The sequence below is a fragment of the Nocardia rosealba genome (genome assembly GCF_020216065.1).
GTDB classification, from domain to species: Bacteria; Actinomycetota; Actinomycetes; order Mycobacteriales; family Mycobacteriaceae; genus Nocardia; species Nocardia rosealba.
Genome location: NZ_JAIWNA010000002.1, coordinates 747,089 through 770,407 on the forward strand (window position 1 = coordinate 747,089; position 23,319 = coordinate 770,407).

The 23,319-nt window shown below is 69.1% G+C and carries 29 protein-coding genes; 9 read left to right on the top strand and 20 right to left on the bottom strand.

Going from position 1 to position 23,319, the window contains the following annotated elements:
* The first annotated feature begins 53 nt into the window (after nucleotides 1-53).
* From LDL21_RS10355 to LDL21_RS10370, 4 genes are read left to right on the top strand one after another with little or no spacing between them, the layout of a single operon-like run.
* Entirely contained in the window at nucleotides 54-698 is a 645-nt protein-coding gene (locus LDL21_RS10355) for an ABC transporter permease (protein WP_181697146.1), read from the top strand.
* Nucleotides 695-1,954 carry an ABC transporter ATP-binding protein gene (locus LDL21_RS10360; protein WP_067489678.1) on the top strand — a complete coding sequence of 420 codons (1,260 nt, stop codon included), beginning with the start codon at nucleotides 695-697 and terminating at the stop codon, nucleotides 1,952-1,954. Before LDL21_RS10355 ends, LDL21_RS10360 begins: the two co-directional genes overlap by 4 nt.
* Nucleotides 1,951-2,688, top strand: coding sequence for an ABC transporter permease (locus tag LDL21_RS10365; protein ID WP_181697148.1), 738 nt, complete (start codon nucleotides 1,951-1,953; stop codon nucleotides 2,686-2,688). The genes LDL21_RS10360 and LDL21_RS10365 overlap by 4 nt, the downstream gene beginning before the upstream one ends.
* Nucleotides 2,685-3,650 carry a glycine betaine ABC transporter substrate-binding protein gene (locus LDL21_RS10370; protein ID WP_225279810.1) on the top strand — a complete coding sequence of 322 codons (966 nt, stop codon included), beginning with the start codon at nucleotides 2,685-2,687 and terminating at the stop codon, nucleotides 3,648-3,650. The genes LDL21_RS10365 and LDL21_RS10370 overlap by 4 nt, the downstream gene beginning before the upstream one ends.
* A gap of 7 nt (nucleotides 3,651-3,657) precedes the next feature.
* Here the strand turns inward: LDL21_RS10370 and LDL21_RS10375 are convergent, their stop codons facing one another.
* Nucleotides 3,658-3,858, bottom strand: coding sequence for a hypothetical protein (locus LDL21_RS10375; RefSeq protein ID WP_181697150.1), 201 nt, complete (start codon nucleotides 3,856-3,858; stop codon nucleotides 3,658-3,660).
* A 117-nt stretch (nucleotides 3,859-3,975) separates the two neighbouring features.
* Between LDL21_RS10375 and LDL21_RS10380 the strand changes: the two genes are divergently transcribed.
* A complete protein-coding gene (locus tag LDL21_RS10380; protein WP_067489684.1) occupies nucleotides 3,976-4,398 on the top strand; it encodes a ChaB family protein in 423 nt (140 codons plus the stop codon).
* Nucleotide 4,399: 1 nt separating this feature from the next.
* Nucleotides 4,400-4,747 (top strand): hypothetical protein, encoded by a 348-nt coding sequence (locus tag LDL21_RS10385; protein WP_181697152.1) that lies wholly within the window; start codon nucleotides 4,400-4,402, stop codon nucleotides 4,745-4,747.
* A 49-nt stretch (nucleotides 4,748-4,796) separates the two neighbouring features.
* Here LDL21_RS10385 and LDL21_RS10390 read toward each other — a convergent pair whose 3' ends face one another.
* Together LDL21_RS10390 and LDL21_RS10395 are read right to left on the bottom strand one after the other, a co-directional pair.
* Nucleotides 4,797-4,979 carry a hypothetical protein gene (locus LDL21_RS10390; RefSeq protein WP_225279811.1) on the bottom strand — a complete coding sequence of 61 codons (183 nt, stop codon included), beginning with the start codon at nucleotides 4,977-4,979 and terminating at the stop codon, nucleotides 4,797-4,799.
* Between the two features lie 34 nt (nucleotides 4,980-5,013).
* The gene (locus LDL21_RS10395; protein WP_181697154.1) at nucleotides 5,014-5,499 is read right to left on the bottom strand and encodes an anti-sigma factor antagonist; all 486 of its coding nucleotides are present in this window, start codon (nucleotides 5,497-5,499) and stop codon (nucleotides 5,014-5,016) included.
* A 110-nt stretch (nucleotides 5,500-5,609) separates the two neighbouring features.
* On the opposite strand from LDL21_RS10395, the gene LDL21_RS10400 reads away from it, so the two are divergent.
* Complete coding sequence (locus LDL21_RS10400) at nucleotides 5,610-6,077, top strand: ANTAR domain-containing protein (protein ID WP_225279812.1); 468 nt, start codon at nucleotides 5,610-5,612, stop codon at nucleotides 6,075-6,077.
* A gap of 5 nt (nucleotides 6,078-6,082) precedes the next feature.
* On the opposite strand, the gene LDL21_RS10405 is transcribed toward LDL21_RS10400, so the two are convergent.
* From LDL21_RS10405 to LDL21_RS10455, 11 genes are all read right to left on the bottom strand, one after another.
* Nucleotides 6,083-6,637 carry a type 1 glutamine amidotransferase domain-containing protein gene (locus LDL21_RS10405; RefSeq protein WP_067638597.1) on the bottom strand — a complete coding sequence of 185 codons (555 nt, stop codon included), beginning with the start codon at nucleotides 6,635-6,637 and terminating at the stop codon, nucleotides 6,083-6,085.
* Nucleotides 6,619-7,950 carry an aldehyde dehydrogenase family protein gene (locus LDL21_RS10410; RefSeq protein WP_225279813.1) on the bottom strand — a complete coding sequence of 444 codons (1,332 nt, stop codon included), beginning with the start codon at nucleotides 7,948-7,950 and terminating at the stop codon, nucleotides 6,619-6,621. Before LDL21_RS10410 ends, LDL21_RS10405 begins: the two co-directional genes overlap by 19 nt.
* Before the next feature lie 38 nt (nucleotides 7,951-7,988).
* Entirely contained in the window at nucleotides 7,989-8,702 is a 714-nt protein-coding gene (locus LDL21_RS10415; RefSeq protein ID WP_225279814.1) for a phosphodiesterase, read from the bottom strand.
* Nucleotides 8,699-9,160 (bottom strand): DUF4383 domain-containing protein, encoded by a 462-nt coding sequence (locus LDL21_RS10420; protein WP_181697159.1) that lies wholly within the window; start codon nucleotides 9,158-9,160, stop codon nucleotides 8,699-8,701. The genes LDL21_RS10415 and LDL21_RS10420 overlap by 4 nt, the downstream gene beginning before the upstream one ends.
* Before the next feature lie 148 nt (nucleotides 9,161-9,308).
* Nucleotides 9,309-10,274, bottom strand: a complete 966-nt coding sequence (locus LDL21_RS30025) for a PfkB family carbohydrate kinase (protein ID WP_225279815.1) — start codon at nucleotides 10,272-10,274, stop codon at nucleotides 9,309-9,311.
* Complete coding sequence (locus LDL21_RS10430; RefSeq protein WP_225279816.1) at nucleotides 10,271-10,882, bottom strand: D-sedoheptulose-7-phosphate isomerase; 612 nt, start codon at nucleotides 10,880-10,882, stop codon at nucleotides 10,271-10,273. Before LDL21_RS10430 ends, LDL21_RS30025 begins: the two co-directional genes overlap by 4 nt.
* A complete protein-coding gene (locus tag LDL21_RS10435; RefSeq protein ID WP_225279817.1) occupies nucleotides 10,879-11,412 on the bottom strand; it encodes an HAD family hydrolase in 534 nt (177 codons plus the stop codon). The genes LDL21_RS10430 and LDL21_RS10435 overlap by 4 nt, the downstream gene beginning before the upstream one ends.
* A 77-nt stretch (nucleotides 11,413-11,489) precedes the next feature.
* Nucleotides 11,490-12,506 carry a glycosyltransferase family 9 protein gene (locus tag LDL21_RS10440; RefSeq protein WP_225279818.1) on the bottom strand — a complete coding sequence of 339 codons (1,017 nt, stop codon included), beginning with the start codon at nucleotides 12,504-12,506 and terminating at the stop codon, nucleotides 11,490-11,492.
* Nucleotides 12,503-13,480 (bottom strand): glycosyltransferase, encoded by a 978-nt coding sequence (locus tag LDL21_RS10445; protein ID WP_225279819.1) that lies wholly within the window; start codon nucleotides 13,478-13,480, stop codon nucleotides 12,503-12,505. Before LDL21_RS10445 ends, LDL21_RS10440 begins: the two co-directional genes overlap by 4 nt.
* Nucleotides 13,477-14,184, bottom strand: coding sequence for an SDR family oxidoreductase (locus tag LDL21_RS10450; RefSeq protein ID WP_370465713.1), 708 nt, complete (start codon nucleotides 14,182-14,184; stop codon nucleotides 13,477-13,479). Before LDL21_RS10450 ends, LDL21_RS10445 begins: the two co-directional genes overlap by 4 nt.
* A gap of 19 nt (nucleotides 14,185-14,203) precedes the next feature.
* Nucleotides 14,204-15,412 carry a glycosyltransferase gene (locus tag LDL21_RS10455; protein ID WP_225279820.1) on the bottom strand — a complete coding sequence of 403 codons (1,209 nt, stop codon included), beginning with the start codon at nucleotides 15,410-15,412 and terminating at the stop codon, nucleotides 14,204-14,206.
* 204 nt (nucleotides 15,413-15,616) lie between these two features.
* Between LDL21_RS10455 and LDL21_RS10460 the strand changes: the two genes are divergently transcribed.
* Nucleotides 15,617-16,777, top strand: a complete 1,161-nt coding sequence (locus tag LDL21_RS10460) for a glycosyltransferase family 9 protein (RefSeq protein WP_225279821.1) — start codon at nucleotides 15,617-15,619, stop codon at nucleotides 16,775-16,777.
* A 45-nt stretch (nucleotides 16,778-16,822) separates the two neighbouring features.
* Here LDL21_RS10460 and rfaE2 read toward each other — a convergent pair whose 3' ends face one another.
* A complete protein-coding gene (rfaE2, locus tag LDL21_RS10465; protein ID WP_225279822.1) occupies nucleotides 16,823-18,307 on the bottom strand; it encodes a D-glycero-beta-D-manno-heptose 1-phosphate adenylyltransferase in 1,485 nt (494 codons plus the stop codon).
* Between the two features lie 137 nt (nucleotides 18,308-18,444).
* On the opposite strand from rfaE2, the gene LDL21_RS10470 reads away from it, so the two are divergent.
* The gene (locus tag LDL21_RS10470) at nucleotides 18,445-19,527 is read left to right on the top strand and encodes an NAD-dependent epimerase/dehydratase family protein (protein ID WP_225279823.1); all 1,083 of its coding nucleotides are present in this window, start codon (nucleotides 18,445-18,447) and stop codon (nucleotides 19,525-19,527) included.
* A 3-nt stretch (nucleotides 19,528-19,530) separates the two neighbouring features.
* On the opposite strand, the gene LDL21_RS10475 is transcribed toward LDL21_RS10470, so the two are convergent.
* From LDL21_RS10475 to LDL21_RS10495, 5 genes are all read right to left on the bottom strand, one after another.
* Nucleotides 19,531-20,700 carry a zinc-dependent alcohol dehydrogenase gene (locus LDL21_RS10475; RefSeq protein WP_225279824.1) on the bottom strand — a complete coding sequence of 390 codons (1,170 nt, stop codon included), beginning with the start codon at nucleotides 20,698-20,700 and terminating at the stop codon, nucleotides 19,531-19,533.
* On the bottom strand, nucleotides 20,700-21,194 hold the full coding sequence (locus LDL21_RS10480; protein WP_225279825.1) for an SRPBCC family protein: 495 nt from the start codon (nucleotides 21,192-21,194) through the stop codon (nucleotides 20,700-20,702). Before LDL21_RS10480 ends, LDL21_RS10475 begins: the two co-directional genes overlap by 1 nt.
* Nucleotides 21,191-21,370, bottom strand: coding sequence for a hypothetical protein (locus tag LDL21_RS10485; protein WP_225279826.1), 180 nt, complete (start codon nucleotides 21,368-21,370; stop codon nucleotides 21,191-21,193). The genes LDL21_RS10480 and LDL21_RS10485 overlap by 4 nt, the downstream gene beginning before the upstream one ends.
* A gap of 18 nt (nucleotides 21,371-21,388) precedes the next feature.
* A complete protein-coding gene (locus tag LDL21_RS10490; protein ID WP_225279827.1) occupies nucleotides 21,389-22,483 on the bottom strand; it encodes an Rv2629 family ribosome hibernation factor in 1,095 nt (364 codons plus the stop codon).
* A gap of 63 nt (nucleotides 22,484-22,546) precedes the next feature.
* Nucleotides 22,547-23,296 carry a uracil-DNA glycosylase gene (locus tag LDL21_RS10495; RefSeq protein ID WP_225279828.1) on the bottom strand — a complete coding sequence of 250 codons (750 nt, stop codon included), beginning with the start codon at nucleotides 23,294-23,296 and terminating at the stop codon, nucleotides 22,547-22,549.
* Between the last annotated feature and the right edge of the window lie 23 nt (nucleotides 23,297-23,319).

The following is a 23,319-nucleotide window of genomic DNA, read 5'->3' on the forward strand; positions in this document are numbered from 1 at the left end:
AGGTATATCCGGCGATCGCGCGCGAATCGGTCCAGCCCGACGATGGGAATGCCGTGAATTTGTGGAGCTATGTCCAGGGTCGGGGCGAGGTGCTGACCTTTCTCACCTATCAGCACGCGTCGCTGGCTTTCCAGACCGTGCTGGTGGGAACCGTTGTCGCGGTGCTGATCGCGGTGGCGGTGTACCGGCTGCCGCTGGCGTCGGCATTGACGCTCACGTCGAGCCGGGTGGCGTTGACGATTCCGTCGCTGGCGCTGTTGGCCCTGCTGCTGGTGCCGTTCGGGCTCGGTGTCGTTCCGTCGTTTCTGATGCTGGCGTTCTTCGCGGCGCTGCCGGTGATCGGTAACGCGATCGTCGGGCTGCGCTCGGTGCCTGCCTCGGTGGTGGAGTCGGCGCGGGGGATCGGGTTGTCGCGGTGGCGGATTCTGCTCACCGTCGAGCTGCCGATCGCCTGGCCGGTGATCCTCACCGGCATCAGGGTGTCCACGCAGATGATCGTGGGCGTCGCCGCCATCGTCGCCTATGTGCTCGGTCCGGGACTCGGGTCGCTCATCTTCAACGGGCTGTCGCGGCTGGGCGGTGCGAACGCGCTCGAAATGGCGCTCACCGGAACCATTCTCATCGTTGTCGTCGCGTTGGTGTTCGACGCGCTCCTCGTCCTGCTCGGACGACTCACCATTGCCAAGGGGCTCTCATGACCACGGTGACCACCCCGTCCGAACGTGACGTGACCGGCGCGTCCATTGTCCTCGACTCGGTCGTGAAGCGGTACAAGGGGCAGGACAAGCCGGCCGTCGAGCGGCTGGACCTCGAGATCGAGGCGGGCGAGATCGTCGCGTTCGTCGGGCCGTCGGGATGCGGGAAGACGACGACTCTGAAGATGATCAATCGGTTGATCGAGCCGACGGAGGGCCGGATCTTCATCGGTGGACGCGATGTGACCAGGGAGGACCCGGACAAGCTCCGTCAGTCCATCGGTTACGTCATCCAGTCCGGTGGGTTGTTCCCGCACTGGTCGGTGGCCAAGAATATCGGGGCGATTCCCCGGGTGCTCGGCTGGGACAAGAAGCGCATCGCCGAGCGCACCGAATATCTGCTGGATCTGGTGGGTTTGGACTCGGCGACCTTCGCCGACCGGCTGCCCAAGGACATGTCCGGCGGCCAGCAGCAGCGCGTGGGTGTGGCGCGGGCGCTGGCCGCGGATCCGCCGGTGCTGCTGATGGACGAACCGTTCGGCGCCGTCGACCCGATCACGCGAGTTCGCCTGCAGGACAGCCTGATCGCGATCCAGCACGAGCTGGGTAAGACCATCGTCGTCGTCACCCACGATTTCGAGGAGGCGACCAAGCTCGGCGACCGGGTGCTGATCCTGTCCGAGGGTGGGCATGTGGAGCAGTACGCGCGGCCCGAGGAGATCCTCACCGATCCGGCGACACCGTTCGTGGAGGAGTTCGTCGGATCGGGCGCGAAACTGGCGTACCTGACGGTGTCCCGGGTGGGTGATGTGGAGGTCGATCCGGTGACCACCGCGCGGATCGGTGAGCCCGCCAAAGAGGTGATCGGCCGCGCGACCCGTGCCGGCCATACCTGGGTGGTCGTGGTCGATTCGGCTGGGCGGCCGCGTTCCTGGCCGTCGCTGCGTGAGGTGTCGAGCAAGCCGGAGGTGTCGGACTACCTGGATCGGCGGCTGCCGGTGGTCGCGCAGTCTTCCACGCTCAACGACGCCCTCGATGCGATGCTCGCGGCGAGCCAGGGCGCCACGCTGGTGACCGACGGGCGGGGCAGGGTGGTCGGTTCGCTCAGTATCGGTGCGGTGACCGACGTGATCCAGACCAAGCTGGCCGAGGCGCACAATGCTGAGGGCGAGACGTCCTACGAGACCTATGTCGATGGTTCGGATCCGACGCCGACACCGGTGGTCGCCGCCGAGCCGGGGCCGGGTGATCCGGCGTGAAGCGGCTGCGCGCGTTGCCGATCGACGTGTGGTTCGAACCGTTGATCATCGCGGTGATCGGCATCGGGTACCTGCTGTGGTACCGGGCGTCGACGTTCACCGCGACCGAGCAGGCGTCGCTGGGCTGGGCGAATCTGCGGACGACGATCGTCGAACACGTGCGGCTCACCGTGGTGGCGACGCTGATCGTGGTCGTGGTCGCGATTCCGCTCGGCATCGCGCTGACCCGGCCTGCGTTGCGCAGGCTCGAGCCGTTGGCGGTGAACATCGCCAATATCGGGCAGGCCGCCCCGGCGGTGGGTCTGCTCGTGCTCTTCACGTTCTGGTTGGGGACCGGGTTCCGCACGGCGGTGGTCGGTTTGGTGGTCTACGCGATCCTGCCGATTCTGCAGAACACGATCGTCGGGTTGCGACAGGTGGATCAGCGCACGATCGAGGCGTCGCGGGGGATCGGGTTCTCCGGGCTGCGGACATTGGTGCAGGTGGAGTTGCCGCTGGCGGTGCCGGTGATCCTGAACGGGGTGCGCACGGCGCTGGTGATCCTGGTCGGTACCGCGACCTTGAGCACGTTCATCGGTGCGACCAGTCTCGGGACGCTCATCACGACCGGTGTCACCTTGTTCCTGCCGAAATTGCTCATCTCCGGTGCGGTGCTCGTCGGGTTGCTCGCCTTGATCATCGACTGGCTCGGTCGGCTCGTGGAGCTGGCCGCGACCCCGCGAGGTATCTCATGAGACGGCTGGTGTGCGCGCTGGTGGCGAGTGTTTCGCTGCTCGCCGGGTGTGGGTTGGTGAGCTCGTCGGGGACGTTCCACGACGCGAGTCTGCCCGGTGGTGATCGGCCGCTCGAGGGTGCGAAGCTGACGGTGACGTCGAAGAGTTTCACCGAGGGTGTGCTGCTGGGCAAGATCACCGCCACGTATCTGGCCGCGGCGGGGGCGTCGATCACGGATCTGACGGGTGCGCCGGGGTCGGCGTCGTCGCGGCAGGCGCAGCTCAACGGCGACGCGGACGTGCTGTGGGAGTACACGGGTACGGGGTGGGTGAACTACCACAACGAGACCGAGACGATCGTCGACCCGCAGGAGTTGTGGCAGCGGGTGCACGATGTGGAGAAGCGCGACCACGATCTGGAGTGGTTGGCGCCTGCCAATTTCAACGACACCTATGCTTTCGCGGCCTCGGCACCGACGGCCGAACGGCTCGGGGTGCGGTCGTTGTCGGAGGTGGCGCAGCTGCCGGTGGCGGAGCGGACATTCTGTGTCGACGACGAATTCTTCAGTCGCTCGGACGGTTTCATTCCGATGCTGGCGAAGTACGGCATTCCCTACAACGATCCCAACGGGGTGCCCGCGGGCAATGTCACCAGGATGGACGCGGGGGTGGTCTACACCGCGACCGCCAAGGGTGAGCCGTGCCGGTTCGGCATGGTCTACACCACTGACGGCCGGGTGAAGAACCTGAGTCTGGTGGTGCTGGAAGACGACAAGAAGTTCTTTCTGCCCTACAGCGGGACCGCTGTGGTGCGTGGTGCGGTGATCGAGGCGCATCCGCAGCTTCGTCCGCTGCTCGGCGCTATCTCCGAGCGCCTGACCGACGATCTGATGCGTGAGCTCAACGGTCGCGTGGACATCGACGGGGAAGACCCGGCCGATGTCGCCTACGAGTGGTTGAAGAGCGCGAACCTGATCGAGTAGACGTCGGTCAGAGGTGGTTGAGGCCGACCATCTTGGTCGCGGTGGCCATGGCGGCGGCCAGGCCGAGTGCGCCGAGGACGGCGATGGCTAGGGATCCGGTGAGGGTCGTGAGACCGAACAAGAAGAACACGCAGGTGGCCAACATGATGGCGGTGCTGGTCAGATCCGTACTCGTCGTATTCGGTGTCCGATTACGTGAGTGGGTCATATCTTCATAGTTGCCAGGAACCGCGGTTACTAAACCGTTATTTTCGGTTCGATGTGCGGGTTTGGGCTGCTCCGGCCTGGGTAGCGCGACAGTGACCGCGAGAGAAAGGCTGTCGAGATGCCGAAGACCACGAGCTCGGGCCGGGCGCGGACATCGGAGCTGCCGAGTACGTTGCAGCGTTCCAGCGCCAAGGCACAGCGGACGTTCGCCAAGGCGCACGACGCGGCACTGGACGAGTACGGCACCGAGGAACGCGCCAATCGTGTCGCCTACAGCGCTTTGAAGCACAGTTTCGAGAAGGTCGGTGATCACTGGGAGCCGAAAGGTACCCGGGGGCCGTCGGATTCGCGGGCTGCTTCCGGCGGTCGGACGCCGCGCGGCGAGAGCGCCGAAGGGGTGAACGCGAATGCGACCAAGAGTCACCTCATCGATGTCGCCGGGCGGTTGTCGATCACCGGAAGGTGGCGGATGACCAAGGAGGAACTGGTCGAGGCGATCGAGAAGGCGAACCGCCGTGCGACCGCGCGGGCTCGATCCTGAGATGACCGCCGGCGGCGGTGACGACCGCGCGTACAGCCGCGCTGTGCTCTACGGCGTGTGCGTGATCGGCGTCTCGGCGCTCGTGTTCGCCGCGGTGAATTTCTGGGCCGCGACGCGCACGAATTGCGCGGGCGCGCAGACACATCTGTGTGACACCCCGGCACAGGCTGCCGTGATGATCGGTCCGTCGCTGGTGCTGCTGGCCGGTGGGATCGGTGCTTTCGTGCACACCTATCAGCGTTATCGCGACGGGCGATCGTGGCGGGTGTGGCAGGGGGCCGGATGGTTCCTGTTCATCCTCATGACCGCGTATCTGATGATTTCCGCCGGTACCACGGTGACCGGGTGACCAGTCCGGACGGCACCGCAGGGCGGATGGCCCTGCGGCACCGATCGGGCTAGTTCTGTGGCAGACGTGAGGATTTCTGGCCGCCGGTTCGGGTGCGCGGCGGCTTCACGCCCTGCATGATGTCGTTCCACCACGACTGCAGTGGGCTGGGTTCGGGCCAGCTGACAACGGTGGTGTCCGGCTCGGTCGCCGGTTCGGTGGTGTCGAAGACAGGATGATCGGAATAGCGCATTGCACAACTTCCTCGAGAGAACTGAACTGCTTCTTCACTGATGTGTTGGGGTGCCCCGGCCGGGTTCGCGGTGTGTCCACACGCGCAGGTGCGGTCGGGGCGGATCGGTCGTCGTCGGGATGACGTCGGCCAGGTCTGTGTGCAGGGTCAGCCACTTGGCGAGTCCGGCGGCGGTGATGATGCGGTCGACGACCGAGGGGGCGGCCTTGACCACGCTGACCCGGATGGTGTCGTGCTGCTGGGCGCGAGACGCCAGGTCGAGGATCGATCGGCACGACATGAAGGTGACTTCGTCGAGGTCGACGACCAGTTGCCTGCCACCCGATGCTCGCTGGAAGGCGTCGTCGAGGACGCGGCGCCAGCGGGTGATGGTGTAGGCGTCGATGTCGCCGCGCACGTACAGGACGATCGCGTTCGATCGGGTCTCGAGGTCGGCACTCACGCGCGCCGACACATCGGGTGGTTCGCCGTCGAAGGCGGGTAGTTCGTATCGTCCTACGTGGCTGGAATGGGTGTTCACGAGTACTCGATTTCCTCGGCACCGGCAGGCCTCGCGCGCTGCGCCGACCGGTCCTGGATCCTCAAGATCGGCTGGTACTACCCATTTGAGCACGTCGGTACGCCGCTGTCATGGACTGTGACCGACTCGATGCCGAAATTCGGGACGCAGCCGCGTACTCGAGTCATCACCGCATCGTCGACACTCACGGTCAGGTCAGGGATGTGCTCGTGGTGTCCGAACCCTGGCGCGACGAGCGCGGGGCGGTGATCGGTACCTCGGGCTATTACATCGATGTCACCGAGACTGCCGAGGTGTTCCGGCGGGAAGCTCTCGACACGACGTTACCGGGTGTGCTCGAAGCGCGGACGGTGATCGAGCAGGCCAAGGGCGCGTTGATGCTGGTGTACGCGATCAGTGCCGACCAGGCGTTCAGGGTGTTGCGGTGGCGGTCGCAGGAAACCAATGTCAAGTTGCGCACGATCGCCGAGCGGGTGGTCGCCGAGCTGCCGAAAGTGGCCGGTGACGAGGTGAAGCTGCGCAGCAGGCTGGACTATGTGCTGCTCACCGCGCACATGCCCGACTCTCTGAAGGACTAGACGGGTCAGTGTCTTCCTTCGGCGAATTCCTCGACGATTTTGGCGCAGAAGGCGGGCAGGTCGTCGGGGTTGCGGCTCGAGACGAGTCCGTTGTCGGTGACGACCTCCTCGTCGACGACGGTGCCGCCCGCGTTGCGGATGTCGGTGCGCACACTGGGGTAGCCGGTGAGGGTGCGGCCGCGTACCGCGTCGGCTTCGACGAGGGTCCAGGGGCCGTGGCAGATGACGCCGATCGGTTTGCCGGTCGCGGCGAACTGTTTCACGAAGCCGACGGCCGAGGAGTCCTGGCGGAGTTTGTCGGGGTTGGTGGTGCCGCCGGGCAGGATGAGGGCGTCGTAGTCGTCGGGGCTGGCCTGGCTCACGACCTGGTCCACGGTGAAGGTGTCGCCCTTCTCCACGTCGTGGTTCATGGCCTGGATGCTGCCCGATTCCAGGGAGAGCAGGGTGGTGGTGGCGCCCGCGTCTTCGACGGCGGCGCGGGGTTGCACGAGTTCGACCTGTTCGACGCCGTCGGTGGCCAGGATGGCGACGCGCTTACCGGTCAGTGGCTGCTGGGGCATGGTGCACTCCTCACGTGGACGACTTTCACGGTGGTCATTTCGTCGAGCAGTTCGGGGCCGTAGCCGAAGCCGTTGCCGGAACGGCCGCGAGGTTGGGCGGCGCCGCCGGGCGCGCCGCCGAAGACGGCGTTGATCTTCACGGTCGCGACAGGCAAAGTGCGCCAGGCTCTTTGGGCGTGGTCCATGGAACCTGTCAGGACGGTGGCGGCGAGGCCGTATTCACCGGTGGCGGCTTCGTCGAGGCCGGTGTCGAAGTCGGGGACCACCCGGACCGGGGCGACCGGGCCGAAGGTTTCCTCGCGCAGCACCCGCATCTGGGGCAGGCAGTCGGTGAGGACGGTGGCCGGGTAGGTCGCGCCGGGCCCGTCGGGGATGTGGCCGCCGATGAGGACGCGCGCACCGTGGTCGACGGCGTCGGCGACGTGATCGTGCACATGGGCGCGTTGGCGGGCGTCGACGAGTGGTTGCGGGTTTTCGTTCCATGCGGCGGCGCGGGCGCACAGTGCCTCGAGGAAGCGGGGGGCGACGGCGGTGTGGACGTAGATGCGTTCGACCGAGGTGCAGATCTGGCCCGCGTTGGCGAAGGCACCGAGCGCGGCCTGTTCGGCGGCCCATTCGGGGTCGACGTCGGCGTCGATGAGCAGTGGGTCGTTGCCGCCGTTCTCTAGCAGCACCTTGGCGCCGGTGCGGGCGGCCGCGGCGGCGATGCGCTGCCCGGTCTCGCTGCTGCCGACATGGGCGATCACGTCGGCCTCGGGGGAGGACGCGAGCAGGGCACCGATGTCGGCGCCGCCGGTGATCGTGGCGAGGACCGCGTCGGGGAAGTGGGGCGACATGATCTGCCCGAGGAGTTCGCCGGTGCGGGGACACCGTTCGCTCGGCTTGTGCAGCACCGTGTTTCCGGTGACGACGGCGGCGCCGAGCAGCCCGCAGGCGATGGCGACCGGGTCGTTCCACGGGGTGAGAGCGACGACCACACCGCGGGGTTCCGGGATCATGAAGTCGGTGGCCTCGGGGGAGCCCTGCAGCGATTTGCCGCGATGCAGGGGGCCCAGTTCCGCGTACTGGTCGAGGGTGGAGGCACCCGCGAGGACTCCCTCGCGTCCGGAGGCGGCGGGGCGCCCGGTTTCGGATTCGAGGGTGGTGGCGAGGTCGTCGGCGTGGGCGCGCACGGCCGCTGCCGCGGCGCGGAGCATCTCGGCGCGGTCGGCGGGTGGGACGCTTGCCCAGCCGAGTTGGGCGGCGCGCGCGGAGCGCACCGCATCGGCGATGTCCTCGGGGGAGGTCGTGGGGGGTGCGGTGGTTGTGGTCATGTGGTCGGCATACCCGGTAGGTGGCGGGGAAACAGGAATCATGTTGGGGGATGGCTGGTTTCGTCGGTTCGGCCGCGCCGGCTTCCGGTGTAGGCGCTTTCGCGGAATCGGTCGAGCGCGTGCGGGACCAGGGCGACACCGGACGGGCGGTTGAGGATCGGATCGAAGAAGTCGGTGCGGTATTCGCCGGGTTCGGCGCGGCGCAGGTCGAGTTCGCCGACGGGGATCGGTTCGCCGCCGAGAGGTTCGGCGGTGAGGGAGAACCGCAGGAGGTGATCGCTGTCGAGGTGGTCGCGCAGTGCTTGCAGGGAAGCGGTGCCGGGCAGGTCGTCGAGGGGTTCGGCGAACAACCAGACCGGGGAGTCGTCGCCGAAGCGGTAGGGCATCAACGAACCGAAGCAGGCGCGGTCCCAGCCGCGTGCGGCGGTGATGACGAATCGGCCGAGTGTGCCGCGTCCGGTGGTGGCGAGGGCGAAGTCCCAGGGGTGATCGTCGCGGTCGAGGACACGGAAGGCCAGGCCGAGTACGTCGGGGATGCCGGTCGGGGTGCCGATACCTTTGGAGAGTCTGCCGATGACGGCGCGTTCGCCCGGCCCGAACCAGGGCACGAAGTCGGCGGCGGCGTGGAAGCGTCCGGCCAGGCGCAGGCCGCGCGGATGGAACACCCGCGCGTGCCTGACCTTGGCACCGGCCTGGAAAGCGGTGCGTACCACGGTGTTCGGGATGTCGGTGAGGGTCGCTTTGTCGATCATCGGCGGCGGTCCACAGTGGTCGCGACGGTGCGGGGCAGCAGGGCGCCCAGGGCGATCATGCCGAGCCCGAGGCCGAGGTGCAGCCAGTTGTCGGCGTCGTTGAGCGGGACGAAGTTGGCGTCGCTGTGCTCGTCGACCAGCAACCCGTAGAGCCACAGGACCAGATAGACGACACCGCCGCCGATCAGGAACGTCCGCGCGGTCGCGGCGCTCGCGGCGGCGAGCAGGCCGAGGACACCGAAGACGAGGTGCACGATGTTGTGCAGAACCGACACGGCGAACACGCCGAACAGCTTCGCGTGCGATTCGTGGCCTGCCCACTGCAGGTGGTCGTAGTCGGTGGTGATGCCGGGGATGAAGCCGAGGACACCGACCAGCAGGAAGACCGCGCCGACGGCCAGCGAAGCCAGCTGGATCGGTGACCGGGCCGAACCCGTTCTGCCTACACGTGTGGACACGGCGTGCTCCTTTCGGATGAGCCGGGTGTCCCCGGCCCGCTTGCCTGGACGACGGGCGCATGCCCGCTGGTGTCGGTGGTAAACCCGCGTTGAGGTTTCGGTGAGTTGCGGGGCGAGGGCCTCGATGACCTGAGCGGTGGGGGGAGGGTCACCGCCACCCGACCACATCCGCCATCGCGTCGGCCACGGCCGGTTCGGACTCGGCGAGCGAGGACGCCGCACCGTTGCACACGAATTCGGCGGCCGCGCTCACGGCGTGGCGTACCGCGGGCTCGGTCGACTCGCCTTCGGCCAGCACCACGGTGACTGCCGCGGCGAATCGGTCACCGGCGCCGCAGATATCGGCGCCCTCGGGTGCGCGGCGCCCCGGCGGCACTTGGATCCGCATCCCGGCCGGGAATTCCGTACCGCACAGGTAGGCGCCCTCGGGCCCGAGGGTGACCGCGACCGCGCGCGCCGACCACAGGCGGGCCAGGGTGCTCGTGTCGCGGATCGAGGAGGCCGAATCGAGCAATCGCAATGCCTCGCTGCGGTTCGGGGTGACGATGGCGGTGTCGGGAATCGGCAGCGAGCCCAGTGGGTGCGGGTCCCACACCACCGGGATCCGTGGGGCGAGAGTGCGCAGCAGACCACGGATCTGCGGGTGCGAGGTCATGCCGCGGCCGTAGTCCGACACCAGTACACCCGAGGCGCGGGCAAGGACGCTGTCGATATCGGTGGGGATCGGCCCCGGTGCCACCTTGCCGGTGCCCGAATCGCAGCGGGCGATCACGACGGGCTCTTCGCCGTCGGTGCAGCGTCCGTCGGCGCGCACCCGCTGCTTGCACACCGTCGACCCGTGCAACGGCACACCGATGACCTGCACGTACGGTTCGAGCAGCGCGCGCAACTGCTGCCCGGCGTGGTCGTTGGCGAAACCGCCGACGAGGACGACCTCGTCGGCGTCGCCCGCGGCGAGGCGGGCGGCCAGACCCGCACCGCCGGGGCGGTAGCGGGTGGTGGTGACATCGACGATCGGGGCGTCGTCCTGGCTGTAGCGTTCGCAGTGACCGTCGACGTCGATGTCGAGGAAGACGTCACCGAGCACGACGATCGGTCCTGGATGGGCGGTCACAGTGCCTCCAATGCGGCATCGAGGGCGGTGCACAGGGCGTGGACGAGCACGAGATGCATTTCCTGCACGGTGGCGACGCTGTCGGCTTCGACGGCGATCGCGTCGTCGCAGACCGAGGCGAGGGTGTTCGGTGGTGGGCCGGTCAGCGCCCAGGTGGTGATGCCCATTTCGTGGGCGGCTTTGGCGGTGGCGACGACGTTGGGGCTGCTGCCGCTGGTGGAGAGCACGACGAGGGCGTCGCCGGGGCGGCCGTGGGCGCGCAGCTGGCGGGCGAACATCTCCTCGATGCCGTAGTCGTTGACGATGGCGGTGGTCGCGGAGGTGTCGCAGTGCAGGGCGATCGCGGCCAACGGTCGGCGTTCGGTGCGGAACCGGCCGGTGAGTTCGGCGCTGAGATGCTGGGCTTCGGCGGCGCTGCCACCGTTTCCGCAGGTGAACAGTCGACCGTTGCGTTGGTAGATGTCGGCGAGTTGTTCGCCCCAGGGCCAGATGCGCCGGATCGAGGCGGTCCGGTTGCGTTCCAGGGCGGCGCCGAGCGCACCGAAGTGGTGTTCCAGGTTCGCACCGGTCTCGGCGACCAGGTGCTGGGTGCCGGGTGGATTGTTCATGGCGCGAATTCCTTTCGTGCGGCGCCCGTCATGGCGAGGGCGACGGCGGTCGGCAGGTCCCGGGCGAGGAGGGCGGTGGCGCGGGCGTGGTCGATCTCCGCACGCCGGGTGATGGGGGTCGGCACCAGGATCGCGGCGCATCCGGCGGCCTGAGCGGCCTCGATATCGGCGCCGATATCACCGATCAGGACACAGTCGGCGGGCGCGACGCCGAGTTCTTCGGTGGCGCGAAAGACCATGCCCGGGGCGGGTTTGCGGCAGGCGCAGCCGTCGTCGGGTCCGTGCGGGCAGATCTGCCAGGTGCCGAACGGGCCGAGTAGCTGTTCGACGGCGGTGTTGACCGCACGGACCTGGGCGCGGGTGATGAGGCCACGGGCGATGCCGGACTGGTTGCTCACCACACCGATCGGGATCCCTTCGGCGCGTAGCCGGGCCAGTGCGTCGGCGGCACCGGGCACGGGGCGCACCAGTGCCGGGTCGCCGAGGTAGGGGACGTCCTCGATCAGCGTCGCATCGCGATCGAAGAGCACCGCTGCAGGAGCGCAGGAACGCGATCGACCGTTTCGACCGGATCCGTTCGTTCGTGTGGTGGGTAGTGACCGAGTGTTCATGCGGGCCGCCTCGTGTCGGCGGGTCGGGCGCACAGTGTGTCCACCGCGTTGACGATCTCTTCGGAGGTGATGGTGTCGAGGCACGGGTGTCCCGGTACCGGGCAGGTGCGGGCTCTGGTGCCCTCGCACGCCGCGGGCCGGCCGAGCACCACGACCGGCACACCGTGGGGCGCCCATCGCGCGGCCGGGACGACCGGTGCGAACAGCGAGACCACGGGTGTGCCGACCGCGACGGCCAGGTGCGCGGGCCCGGTGTTGGGGGCGATGACGACATCGGCGTCGCGCAGGATCGCTGCCAGCGTGGCGAGGTCGGTGCGGCCGCCGAGGTCGGTGGCCAGCCCGTCGGCGACGAAGGCGGTGTGCTCGTCGGGACCACCGGTGACCAGCACCCGGTATCCGGCCCGGACCAGGGCTGCCACATGGGTTCTCATACGTTCCGGTGCCGGGCGGCGGGCGGGTACGGCGGCGCCGGGGTGGACGACGATGTAGCCGGGTCCGCCGGTGCGGGTACCGACATCGGGCAGCAGGTCCTCGCGGATCCGGAGCCCGTCGGAGTCACCGGGGAACCCGGCGGCTTCGGCCAGGGCCAGATTGCGGATCTGTTCGGGCCGGTCCTCGTCGCGCGTGTCGCGCAGATCGAGCAGTGAGCCCGGGTAGTCGATGCTGATGCCCGCGATACGACCGACCCCGGCCATGCGCAGCACCAGCGCCAACGGCAGCGGCGACTGGTGGAACGAGGTGAAGATGACGGCCTCGGTCGGTGCCAGGGCGCGCAGAGTTTCGAGCAGTGCGTCGATGGCGTCCTGGGTGACCGGTGGTGCGTCGAAATCGACCCACCCGGCGTGGAATTCGACGACCTCGTCCACTCCTGGCAGCAGGCGGGCCGCTGCCGCACCGCGTGGCCCGGCGAGGAAGGTGACCTTGTCGGACCCCGCCGCGACCGCCCGGACGGCGGGCCCGGTGAGCAGCACGTCGCCCGCGCTGTCGAGTCGGGCCACCAGCACATGCCTCACCGCCGCCCACCGTCCACGGTGTCGGTGAGCAGTTCGTTCCAGCGTTCGACGAACTGGTCGATGCCGAAATTGGTCTGCGCCCACTGCCGTGCGGCCTTGCCGGCGAGCTGGGCCAGATCGGGTTCGGCCACGAAACGCTGCAGCGCTCGGGCCAGGACCGACACATCGGTGGAGACCACTCCGGCCTCCGGCGGGATCGCGGCCGCCGCCTCGGTGGTGGCGACGGCGACAACCGGCATCCCCAGATGCATGGCCTCGAGCACCGACAGGCCGAGCGAGGTCCAGCGTGGGGTGTGGACGAATACGCGCCGCCGCGAGACTTCGGCGTGCAGGCGGTCCTGGCGCAGGTCGCCGTGCCCGCACACACGATCTTTCGGCCGGTCGACGGCGGTGTGGACGTGGTCGGTTTCCATCCCGAACACATCGATCGGGGTGGTATCGCAGAGTTCGGCGAGCAGGTCGGTGCCGGTGACGCGCCAGCGGCGCACCGGTTCGTTGACGATGGTGGCGGCCCGCTCGAGTTCGCCGGTGTAGAGGGGGCCGGGATCGAGGACTCCGTGGGGGACGACGCGCACCCTGGTGTGCCCGTTGTCCCACATCAACCGGTTGAACTCGGTGACGTGGACCAGGGTGAGGTCGTCGCGGTCGGCCATGGGGTGCCGGGTGGTCGCGGCGTGCCCGGACGGGGTGTTGTGTTCGACGTAGATCAGGGGGACGTCGACGCCGGGGGTGCGACCGAGCCAGCGTTGGGCCAGTTCCAGTTCGCGGGGGCGTTGGGCCACAACGACATCCACGTGTTCGTCGCCGAGCGCCTCGGGGGCGATCTCCTCGGCGCCTGCCGGCCACGGTCGCCCGCACCGGCCGAGCGCCCACCCGCCCCAGCGTGGGTCGTGCGGGATCAGGTAGCGGTGGGGTCCCTGGACGAACGAACTCATCCAGGACCCGTGCACATGCCAGGCGAGGATCGTCGTCATGGCCACGACGGCTCCGTCGACGGGCACACCATCAGTTCGCGCACCTGACAGCCCGGTGGTTGGGAGAGCGCGAAAACGACTGCGGCGGCGACGTCTTCGGGCCGGTTGAGTTTCGCGTCGGCCGGCGGCTGGTACTGCGGGGTCCGGTCGTCGAAGAACGCGGTGTCCATGCCGCCGGGCACCAGCAGGGTCACTCCGACCTCGCCCGCTGTCTCGGCGGCCAGGGCGCGGGTGAAGCCGACGACGCCGAATTTCGACGCGCAGTAGGCGGTGGCGTCGGGCAGCGCGCGCATGCCGAGAGTGGAGGCGCAGGTGACGACAGTGCCCTTGCTCGCGCGCAGGGCGGGCAGTGCCGCGCGGACGACGGCGGCGGTGCCGAACAGATTCACCTTGACCACGTTTTCCCACTTCTCGGCCGACACGCCGTCGAGCGGGCCGCAGGCGTCGGTACCCGCGGCGGTGAACACTGCGTCGAGGTGACCACCGGTGCGGTCGAGTACCCGTTCGACCGCGGCCGTCGCGGCGGCGGTGTCGGCGAGATCTGTTTGCTCCCAGTCGATTCCGTCGGCTGGGGTATTGCGGTCGAGCACCACGGGCGTGCCGCCCGCGGCGCGGATCGCGGCGACGGTCGCGGCGCCGAGACCTGAGGATCCGCCGGTGACGAGGACGGTGCCGAGCGGGCGTGTTGACGGGTTCACGAGGATGGGACTCCTTTCAGCGGGGTCATGCCGACATCGCGGCCCGGTCGACGCGGCGCGCGGATACCTTGCGGTAAGCGGTGAGGGTTCGGGTGCCGACCCGCTCCCAGGAGTAGGAGTTCTCGGCTCGACGTCGCCCGGCCGCGCCGCGGGAGGCGGCCAGGTGCGGGTTGTCGAGCAGCGGGCGGATCGCGGCGGCCAGCGCCTCGGGGGAGTTCGGTGGCACCAGGGCGCCGGTGACACCGTCGACGACGGTGTCGAGCATGCCGCCGACAGCGGTGGCGACCACGGGTCGCGCGCAGCCCATCGCCTCGAGCGGCACGATGCCGAACGGCTCGTACCAGGGTGTGCAGGCCACGACATCGGCGGAGCGGATCAATTCGGGCATGGCGGTGTGCTCGACCGACCCGAGCAGGTGCACCCGGTCGCCGACGCCGATGCGTTGCGCACAACCGCGCAGCCGTCGCGCCTCGGCATGGGTTTTGCCCTTGTCGTCGGCGCCGCCCGCGATGACCAGGTAGGTGCCGGGTAACTCGCGTAGTGCGGCGATGGCCAGGTCGTAGCCTTTGCGTGGCACCATCCGCCCGACCGACAGGATGCGGTGCGGTGCGCCACGTTCGGCGACCGGGCCGTCGGGGGTGAACAGGTCGAGGTCCACACCGCACGGAACCACCGACACGTGATGCGGTGGCACCCCCATCTTGGTGAGTTCGCCGACCTCGTCGGAGCAGGTGGCGATGACCCGCGCCGCCCGCGACGCGACCAGGCGTTCGATGCGGATGCGGGCGGGCGGGCTGGTGTCGGCGCGGCCCTGGTATCGGTGTTTGACGGTGCCGAGCGCGTGGAAGGTGACCAGGACGGGTATGCCGGTGCCGTGGGCGGCCAGCTCGGCGGCCATGCCCGACATCCAGAAGTGCGCGTGTATCACATCGGGATGCTCGCGGGCCCAGTCGTCGCGCAGGAACGCGGCGAATTCGCCCAGGTGAGGGAGGATTTCGTCCTTGGGGATGGGGCGCGGTGGGCCGGCGGGGACGTGCACGACGCGGTAGCCGTCGTCGGTGTGGATCGTGCGTTCGGAGTGGGTTCCGTCGTGTCTGGTGTAGACGATCACCTCGTGCCCGCGCTGGGCGAGGGTGGCCGAGAGGGCTGCGACGTGGACGTTCTGTCCCCCGGCGTCGGTGCCTCCGAGCGGGGCCAGCGGGCTCGCGTGTTCGGAAACCATAGCGATCTTCACGACTGACTCCGTTCGTCGTGACAAGCGGTGGCCAGTGGAACGCACCGCTGCGGGCGGACCGGTTCTCGCTGGGCGCTATGCCCGGGGAGAAGTGGGTCAAACAGCGGCGTGCCGGTTTCGCCCGACTGTTTCGGTGTGCGCCGGTGGGGTACTGCGGCGGTGCCGATCACCGCCACCACAGAACATCGGGTAAGGAGTGCCGAGATGACGACCGCGTCCGGCGACAGTGTTTTCGGGCCGATCGCGCGGCCGTTCCCCGATGTCGAACGCATCGTGGTGTTGCGCGGTGGTGGCCTGGGCGACTTGTTGCTCGCCCTGCCGGCGATCGAGGCGCTGGTCGCGACCTACCCGACGGCGCGGATCACCCTGTTCGGTTCGGCACTGCATGCCGCGCTGCTCCGATCACGGCCGGGACCGGTGCGCGACGTGCGGGTGCTCCCACCGAAGAACTCACCTGCCGAGGACGCGTTGCTCGACGAAACAACAAGGGAGCGTGTCGATCTGGGTATCCAACTGCACGGCGGTGGCGCCTGGTCGAACCGGTTCCTGCGCCGCACGGGAGCTCGGTGGACGGTCGGTTCCCGCGCCGGCGGCGCCATCGAGCTCACCAGGACCATCCCGTTCCGGTACTACCAGCACGAGATGATCCGTGCGCTCGAGGTGGTCGGGTTGGCCGGGGCGGCACCGGTCACTCTCGAACCGAGGATCGCCGTCACCCCCGACGACGAGGCCGCCGCCGAACGGCTCGTCGGGCAGGCGACGAGGCCCGTGGTCACGGTTCACCCCTCGGCGACCGATCCCCGAAGGCGGTGGCCCGTGCGCAAATTCGCGGAGGTCATCGAGCATTGTGTGCGCGGCGGGGCAACCGTTCATGTGATCGGCACCCACGACGACCGTCCGCTGCTGCGCGAAATCCTCGACCGGGTGGGCGGTTGCGACACCCGCCACGTGCACTGCCTCGTCGATGCCGACATGACCGAGCTCTGCGGGTTAATTACGCGGACAACGGTTTTCGTGGGCAACGACAGCGGGCCACGGCATCTGGCCAAAGCGCTCGGCATCCCGACGGTCGGGATCTTCTGGATCGGCAACCTCGTCAACGCCGGACCACTCAACCGCGCCAACGACCGGGTGCTGACCGCGTGGACCACGCACTGCCAGCTCTGCGGTGCCACCCTCACCGACGAAGGCGCCCCACGCTGCGAACACGACAACTCGATCGTCGCCACGGTCACCGTTGAGGAGGTGTGCCGTGAGATCGACGAATTCCTCGGCCCCGCCGGCATTGTCACCGCACTGCGGCCGGAACGGCGGTGGCACGACACCGTAGGCCTCGACGCCCCGGTCGGGGACCGTCGTCGATGACTCCAGGTGTACCGCGCGCCGGGTGTGGATCCGTACCGGCATCGCTCATCGATCTCCCACGCGGCCGCGGATGCGGTCGATCATCGTCGTCGTGGAGTGGTCGGCGAGGTAGTTCAGAACCCGGACCTGACCGCCGTATTCGGTGACGACAGCGGTCTCGGGCAGCATGTCGGGTCTGTAGTCGCCGCCTTTGACATACAGCTGGGGCTCGGTGGCGCGCAGCAACTCGGCGGGGGTGTCCTCGTCGAAGACGGTCACATGGTCCACACAGCTCAGGGCGGCCAGTACCGCGCACCGGTCGCCCGCGGTGTTCACGGGCCGCTCGGGGCCCTTGAGGCGGCGCACACTGCTGTCGGAGTTCACGGCGACCACCAGGATGTCGCCCAGGCTCTTGGCCTCGTTGAGGCAGGCGATGTGACCTGCGTGCAGCACATCGAAGCAGCCGTTGGTGAACACCACCCGCGCGCCCTCGGCTCGCTCGCGGCGCACGGTCGCGATGAACCGGTCTCGCGAGAGGACTCCGGAGCCCTCGCCACCGAGGCGGGCACGCAGATCGGGACACCGGCACACCGAGGTACCGGGGCTGCGCAACACCACATCGGCGGCGGCCTGGGCGAATTCGACCGCACCCGTCAGCGGCATCGCGTCGAGTACCGCGGCGGTGAGGGCGGCGACGAAGGTGTCACCGGCACCGGCCGACCGGTTCTCCGGCACCGCAACCGCCCAGGTCCGGTGCGCGGGCTTGCCGTCCACCAGCAGAACGGTGCCGTCCTTGTCGAGGGTGACCACCACCGCGGCCGCCCCGGTGCGGGTCATCAGTTCGTCGCGGCGGTCGATGAACAGTTGCGCGTGATCGGTGTGTGCCGTCGTGTCGAGCAGGGCCGCGGCCTCCTCGGCGTTGGGTGTCACCAGGTCGGGCCGCAGCGCCTGCCAGCGGGCCGGTTCGTGCGCGTCGAGGACCAGCAGCGGGAGGCTGTCGCGGCGCGCGCACAGGGCGTCGCGGATCGTGTCGTCGAGGGTGACGCCGTAATCGCAGATCAGCAATGCGTCGGCATCGGCGAGGGCGGTGTCGAGCGCGGCGAGCAGTGCGGTCGTGTCGGTGTGCACCGGGGCACAGTCCTCGTCGTAGCGCAGCAGGATCTGTTCGTCGGCCATCACCCGCACCTTCACCTCGGTGTTCCGGGTCGGGTCGGCGACCACGGTGTCGGTACCCACTCCCGCGCGGCGCAACGAGTCGCGCAGGTCGTGGCCGGCGTCGTCGTCACCGACCGTGGCGACCATCTGCACCTGCGCGCCGAGCGCGGCCAGGTTGGCCGCCGTATTCGCCGCCGCCCCAGGCACTTTCGCGGTGTCGGCCACATCGACCACCGGCACCGGGCCCTCCCGGCACAACCGGTGGCAGCGTCCCCATTTCCACACGTCGAGGACGGCATCACCCAGGACGACGACACGCGGGCGGCGCGCGGCGACGTGATCGACGGATTCGGGGCCTGGTCCGCGGAAGCCTAGATCGGTCCGGTCGAACGGCATGGGCGTCCTCCCTCGGGCGGTGGTCGTCGTCGAAGCGATTCCACGTGCGCGGCGGGTCAAACAGATCGGTGCGGATCGGTGTCGGCGGCACCGGCGCGGGTATGGCGAGGATGCGAACCGAGCCGAGGAGGTGTGCGATGCGTGTGGTCGTGGTGGGAGCGACAGGCAATGTCGGCACGGCGGTGGTCGACGCACTGACCACCACACCGGCGGTGACGTCGGTGCTGGGAGTGGCGCGGCGCAGACCCGACCGTGGGCTCGCCGGGGTGGACTGGGTCGGCGCAGACGTGCGCGACGCCGATCTGGTCTCGCTGTTCCGCGGTGCGGACGCGGTGGTGCACCTGGCCTGGGTGTTCCAGCCCACGCACCGGCCGCTCGACACCTGGCACACCAATGTCGACGGCACCGAACGGGTGCTGGCCGCTGTCGCCGAGGCGGAGGTGCCCGCGCTGATCTACGCGTCCTCGGTCGGGGCGTACGCACCGCGCGAGGACGACGAACCCGTCACCGAGAGCTGGCCGACCGAGGGCTGGCCCGCCGCCGCCTATATGGCCGAGAAGTCCTATGTGGAGCGGCTTCTCGACATCTTCGAACGCGACAATCCCGATATCCGGGTGGTGCGGATGCGTCCGGCGTTCACCTTCCAGTACGACTCGGCCAGCGAACAGCGCCGCCTGTTCGTCGGACCGCTGCTGCCCAACCGGTTGATCCGGCCCGGAGTGCTGCCCGTGCTGCCGTATCCGTGGGGAATGCGGTTCCAGGCGTTGCACAGCAGCGATGTGGGACGCGCCTACGCGATGGCGGTGACCAAGCAGGTGCGCGGTGCGTTCAATCTCGCCGCCGACGACGTCATCGACCGCGACGCCATCACCCGCATCCTGCGCACCAGGACGTTTCCCGTCCCGCCCCGCGCGGTGAAGGCCGCGCTCACGGTGGGCTGGTGGTTGCGGCTGGTCCCGGCCACTCCGGAACTGTTCGACGCGATGATGCATCTACCGCTGCTCGACACCACCCGCGCCCGTACCGAACTCGGCTGGACACCGAGGATCAGCGCCGCCGACGCGCTCACCGAGGTGCTGCACGGATTCGGCGACGGCGCGGGCGGTGACACCCCACCGCTGGCCGCCGACGCCGGCGGCGCCTTGCGCTACCGCGAATTCGCCTCCGGCGTCGGCGGACACGACCCGGTCGACCAGCTCACCCGCCACGCCCACCGCTGAACGTCACGGCCGGAAGACCGCGCGCACGCATTCGCTCTTGTCGTTCTTGAAGATGTCGTATCCGGCGACCGCGTCCGACAGCGGCAGATCATGGGTGATCAGATACGACGGGTCGAGTTGCCCGGTGGTGATGAACTCGAACATGCGTGAGACATCGCGCTGACCGGACTGCTGGGCGGTGCGCAGGGTCAGCCCCTTGTTGGTGAGCACACCCATCGGGAATTTGTCGGTCACGCCGTACACGCCGAGCACCGACACCACCCCGGTCTTGCGGCACGACATGATCGCCTCGCGCAACGCGGTGGCCCGATCGGTTTCCAGTCGCAGCAACTGCTTGGCCCGGTCGTAGAGGTGCTGCACGCCGGTGCCGTGCGCTTCCATCCCGACCGCGTCGATGCAGGCGTCGGGCCCGCGCCCGCCCGTCATCTCGCGCAGGGTCGCGGGGACGCTGTCGACACTGGTGTAGTCGATGGTGTCGGCGCCCGCGTGCCGGCGCGCCAGCTCGAGGCGTTCGGGGACGCGGTCGATCACGATCACCCTGCCCGCGCCGAGCAGACGGCTGGTGTGAGCGGCCATCAACCCGACGCCGCCGCTGCCCCAGACCGCGACGGTGTCACCGGGGGAGATGTCGCAGAATTCGGCGCCCATCAGCCCGGTCGGCAGCGCGTCGGAACAGAACAGGGCCTGCTCGTCGGTGATCGACTCCGGAATCGGGAAACAGTTCACATCGCCGAAAGGCACACGGATGTATTCGGCGTGCGAGCCCTGATAGCCGCCGAAGGGATGGGTGTAGCCGTAGATCCCGCCGGACGGGAAACCCAGGATCGGTTGTTGCACCGCGGCATTCGGGTTGGTGGTGTCACAGGCCGAATACCGCTGCGCCCCGCAGTACCAGCACGCGCCGCACCCGATGAACGACGGCACGACCACCCGGTCACCGACGGCGATCCGCTCCACCGCGCCGCCGACCTCGAGCACCTCACCCATGAATTCGTGCCCGATCACGTCACCTTCGCGCATACCGGGCAGGTAGCCGTCGATGAAATGCAGATCCGAACCGCAGGTGGTGCTCAACCGGACCGCGACGATCACATCGTGCGGGTTGACCAGGCGCGGATCGGGCACCGTCTCCACGGCCAGATCGTTCACGCCGTTCCAGCACAGTGCTCGCATCAGTCCTCCTGCTCGCGTCCGCTCGGATTGTGGGTCAGGGTCGGCGCCTCCCCGGTCTGCAGAATCGCGCGCGCCCGGTAGAGGGCGGTGAACGCGGCATGCCCGGTGAGCTGTTTTGGCAGTGGACTGGTGACCCGGATCGTCACCTCCGTGCCCAGATCGCCGGGGGCGTCGGCGAAGGTCAGCCGGATCTGGGAACGGCCGGCCGGGTCGCGGCCGCCGACGAAGCGGATCTCGCCGGGGGCGCGCACGGTGCGGCTCACCCATTGCGCGGCAGCGGCGGTGTTCTCGACGAACGACCACGTCAACCGGTCCGGGGCGGTCGATTCCACGTGGGCGATGCCGTCCAGCGCCGCGGACAGGTTCGCCGGATCGAGCCAGAACTGTTCGACGTCCGCGCGGGGGCGCGCGATCGTCACCGCGTGCACGCTGGCCCCCGCCGTGGGCGCGACCTTGTGCAGCAGCTGCCCGATCCGGTCCTCGAACCAGGTCACCGGTTTCGGGTGTCGGGGCGGATGCCGGTTTCCGGATCGTCGTCGGCGGGTGGCTCGGGGTCGCGCCACTCCTCGGCCCGGCTCGACCGGTTGCCCTTGATCGTGCCGTCCAGCTCGTGCGCGAGTTCCTCGTCGTGGGCCGGACCGTGCTTGGTGTTGCCTCGTTCGATGACCATCGTGCCTCCTTGTGCGTTTCAGCGGTGCCGGACCAGGGCGGCGACACCGTCCTCGGACGGCACACCGCCGGTGACGATGACCTCGGCACCGGTCAGGATCGCCGCGACGGGCAGTGCCTCGTCGGCGCGGCAGGACTGTCGTGGGGCGGTGCTGCCGGTCCAGCCGGCCGGGGCGTGCAGGTCCACGCTCACCTGTGCCCGGTCGGCGCCGACCAGCACGGTGCGGTCACCGAGCCGGTCCGGGTCGATGAGCAACCGGTCCACGCGCGCCATCCGTAACGCCTCGGCGGTCGCGTCCAGACCGGACACGGCCAGCCCCTCGGGGCGGGCTATCTCGGCGGCGACGGTGTCGAGGACCTCCTCGATGTCGTGGCGGGCCTGTTCGGCGACCACCCGGTGGACGGCGCTCTCCAGTTCGCCCGGGTCGCTGCCCCGTGCGCGGGCGCCCGCCTCGACCTCGACCACCGTCGGCCCGTGTTCGGGCAGCGCGTGATGCAGGGCGTTGCGCGCGCTCACCTCACCGGCGACCACGATCACCTCGGCATGCACCTGTTCGGCCTCGGTGCTCACCTGCTCGGCGAGTTCGTCGATGGTCCGCCGGGTCGTTTCCTCGACGCGCTGCTGCATGGACCGGTGTGCCCATGCCCCACCACCGGTTTTGTGCACCGGATACGGGTCCTGATCGACGCTGCGTTCGGTGACCGACCCGTTCTCGTCGACGACGGTCAGGTCGCAGCCGACCTTGTCGACCACGGCGACCACATGCGGGACCAGTTCCTCGTGGTGGCGCAGCAACGGCAGCAGATAGGGCAGCGGTGACACCCGAACGACCTCTCGAGCCGGTGGTTCGGGCAGCAGCTCGTCGGCATGGACGGTGTGATCGTCGATGATCAACACCCGTCCGGCCCGCCCACGCCCGGGCGGACCCTCGGCGACGGCCCGGTCGAACAGCGCGATCATCTCCGCGCTGGCTCCCGCTTCCCGCAGGCGACCGCTGATGGACCGTCGACGCAGCTCCAGTTGATGCGCGGCGTCCTCGGTGTCGTGTGAGGCATCCATGTACACGACAGCGAAGGGCCCGCGCCTTTCCGCGATCTCTCGAATGCTGTTCACACCGCGCGCATACCCGAGCTTCCCCACCCGAACCACCCCGCCCGGATTTCGCGTCGTGGCCGGTCAGGAGCCGGCGATCGCCTTGGCCTGCCGCAGCACGTCCCGCACCATGGCGGGGGTGAGCATGCCGGTGAAGGTGTTGCGCTGGCTCACGTGGTAGCAGCCGAGTACTGTCACCGTTCGCCCGTCCGGGTGGGTGAGGACCACCTGCGCGCCGTGGCCGAAGCGGGGGCGCGGGCGGGGGATGGTCCAGCCGCCTTCGGCGAGGACGGTGAACAACGCCTGCCACCCGAAGGCGCCGAGGACCACGATCACCTTCAAGGTGGTGGCGAGCAGTTCCATCTCCCGGCTCAGATACGGTGCGCAGCGCAGCGTTTCGTCGCGGGTCGGCTTGTTCTGCGGCGGCGCGCAGTGCACGGGCGCGGTGACGCGCAGGTCGATGAGTTCGATGCCGTCGTCGGCGCGGACCGGGTGCGAACCGGTCGACAGGCCGACCGCGTGCAGGGCCGCGAACAGGACATTGCCGCTCTCATCGCCGGTGAACATGCGCCCGGTCCGGTTGCCGCCGTGCGCGGCCGGGGCCAACCCGACCACCAGGATCCGGGCGTCGTCGGGGCCGAAACCGGGCACCGGCCTGCCCCAGTAGTCCTCGTCGCGGAACGCGGCCCGTTTCTCGCGCGCCACTTGCTCACGCCACGCCACCAGGCGGGGACAAGCCCGGCACGAGGACACCAGCACATCGAGTTCGGCGAGGGTGCCCGCATTGCCCGCCGCGAGCGGCGCCTGCTCCGGGTCGCTCGGTTCGGCGGCCATCGTCCCATCCTAGGTCGTGGGAA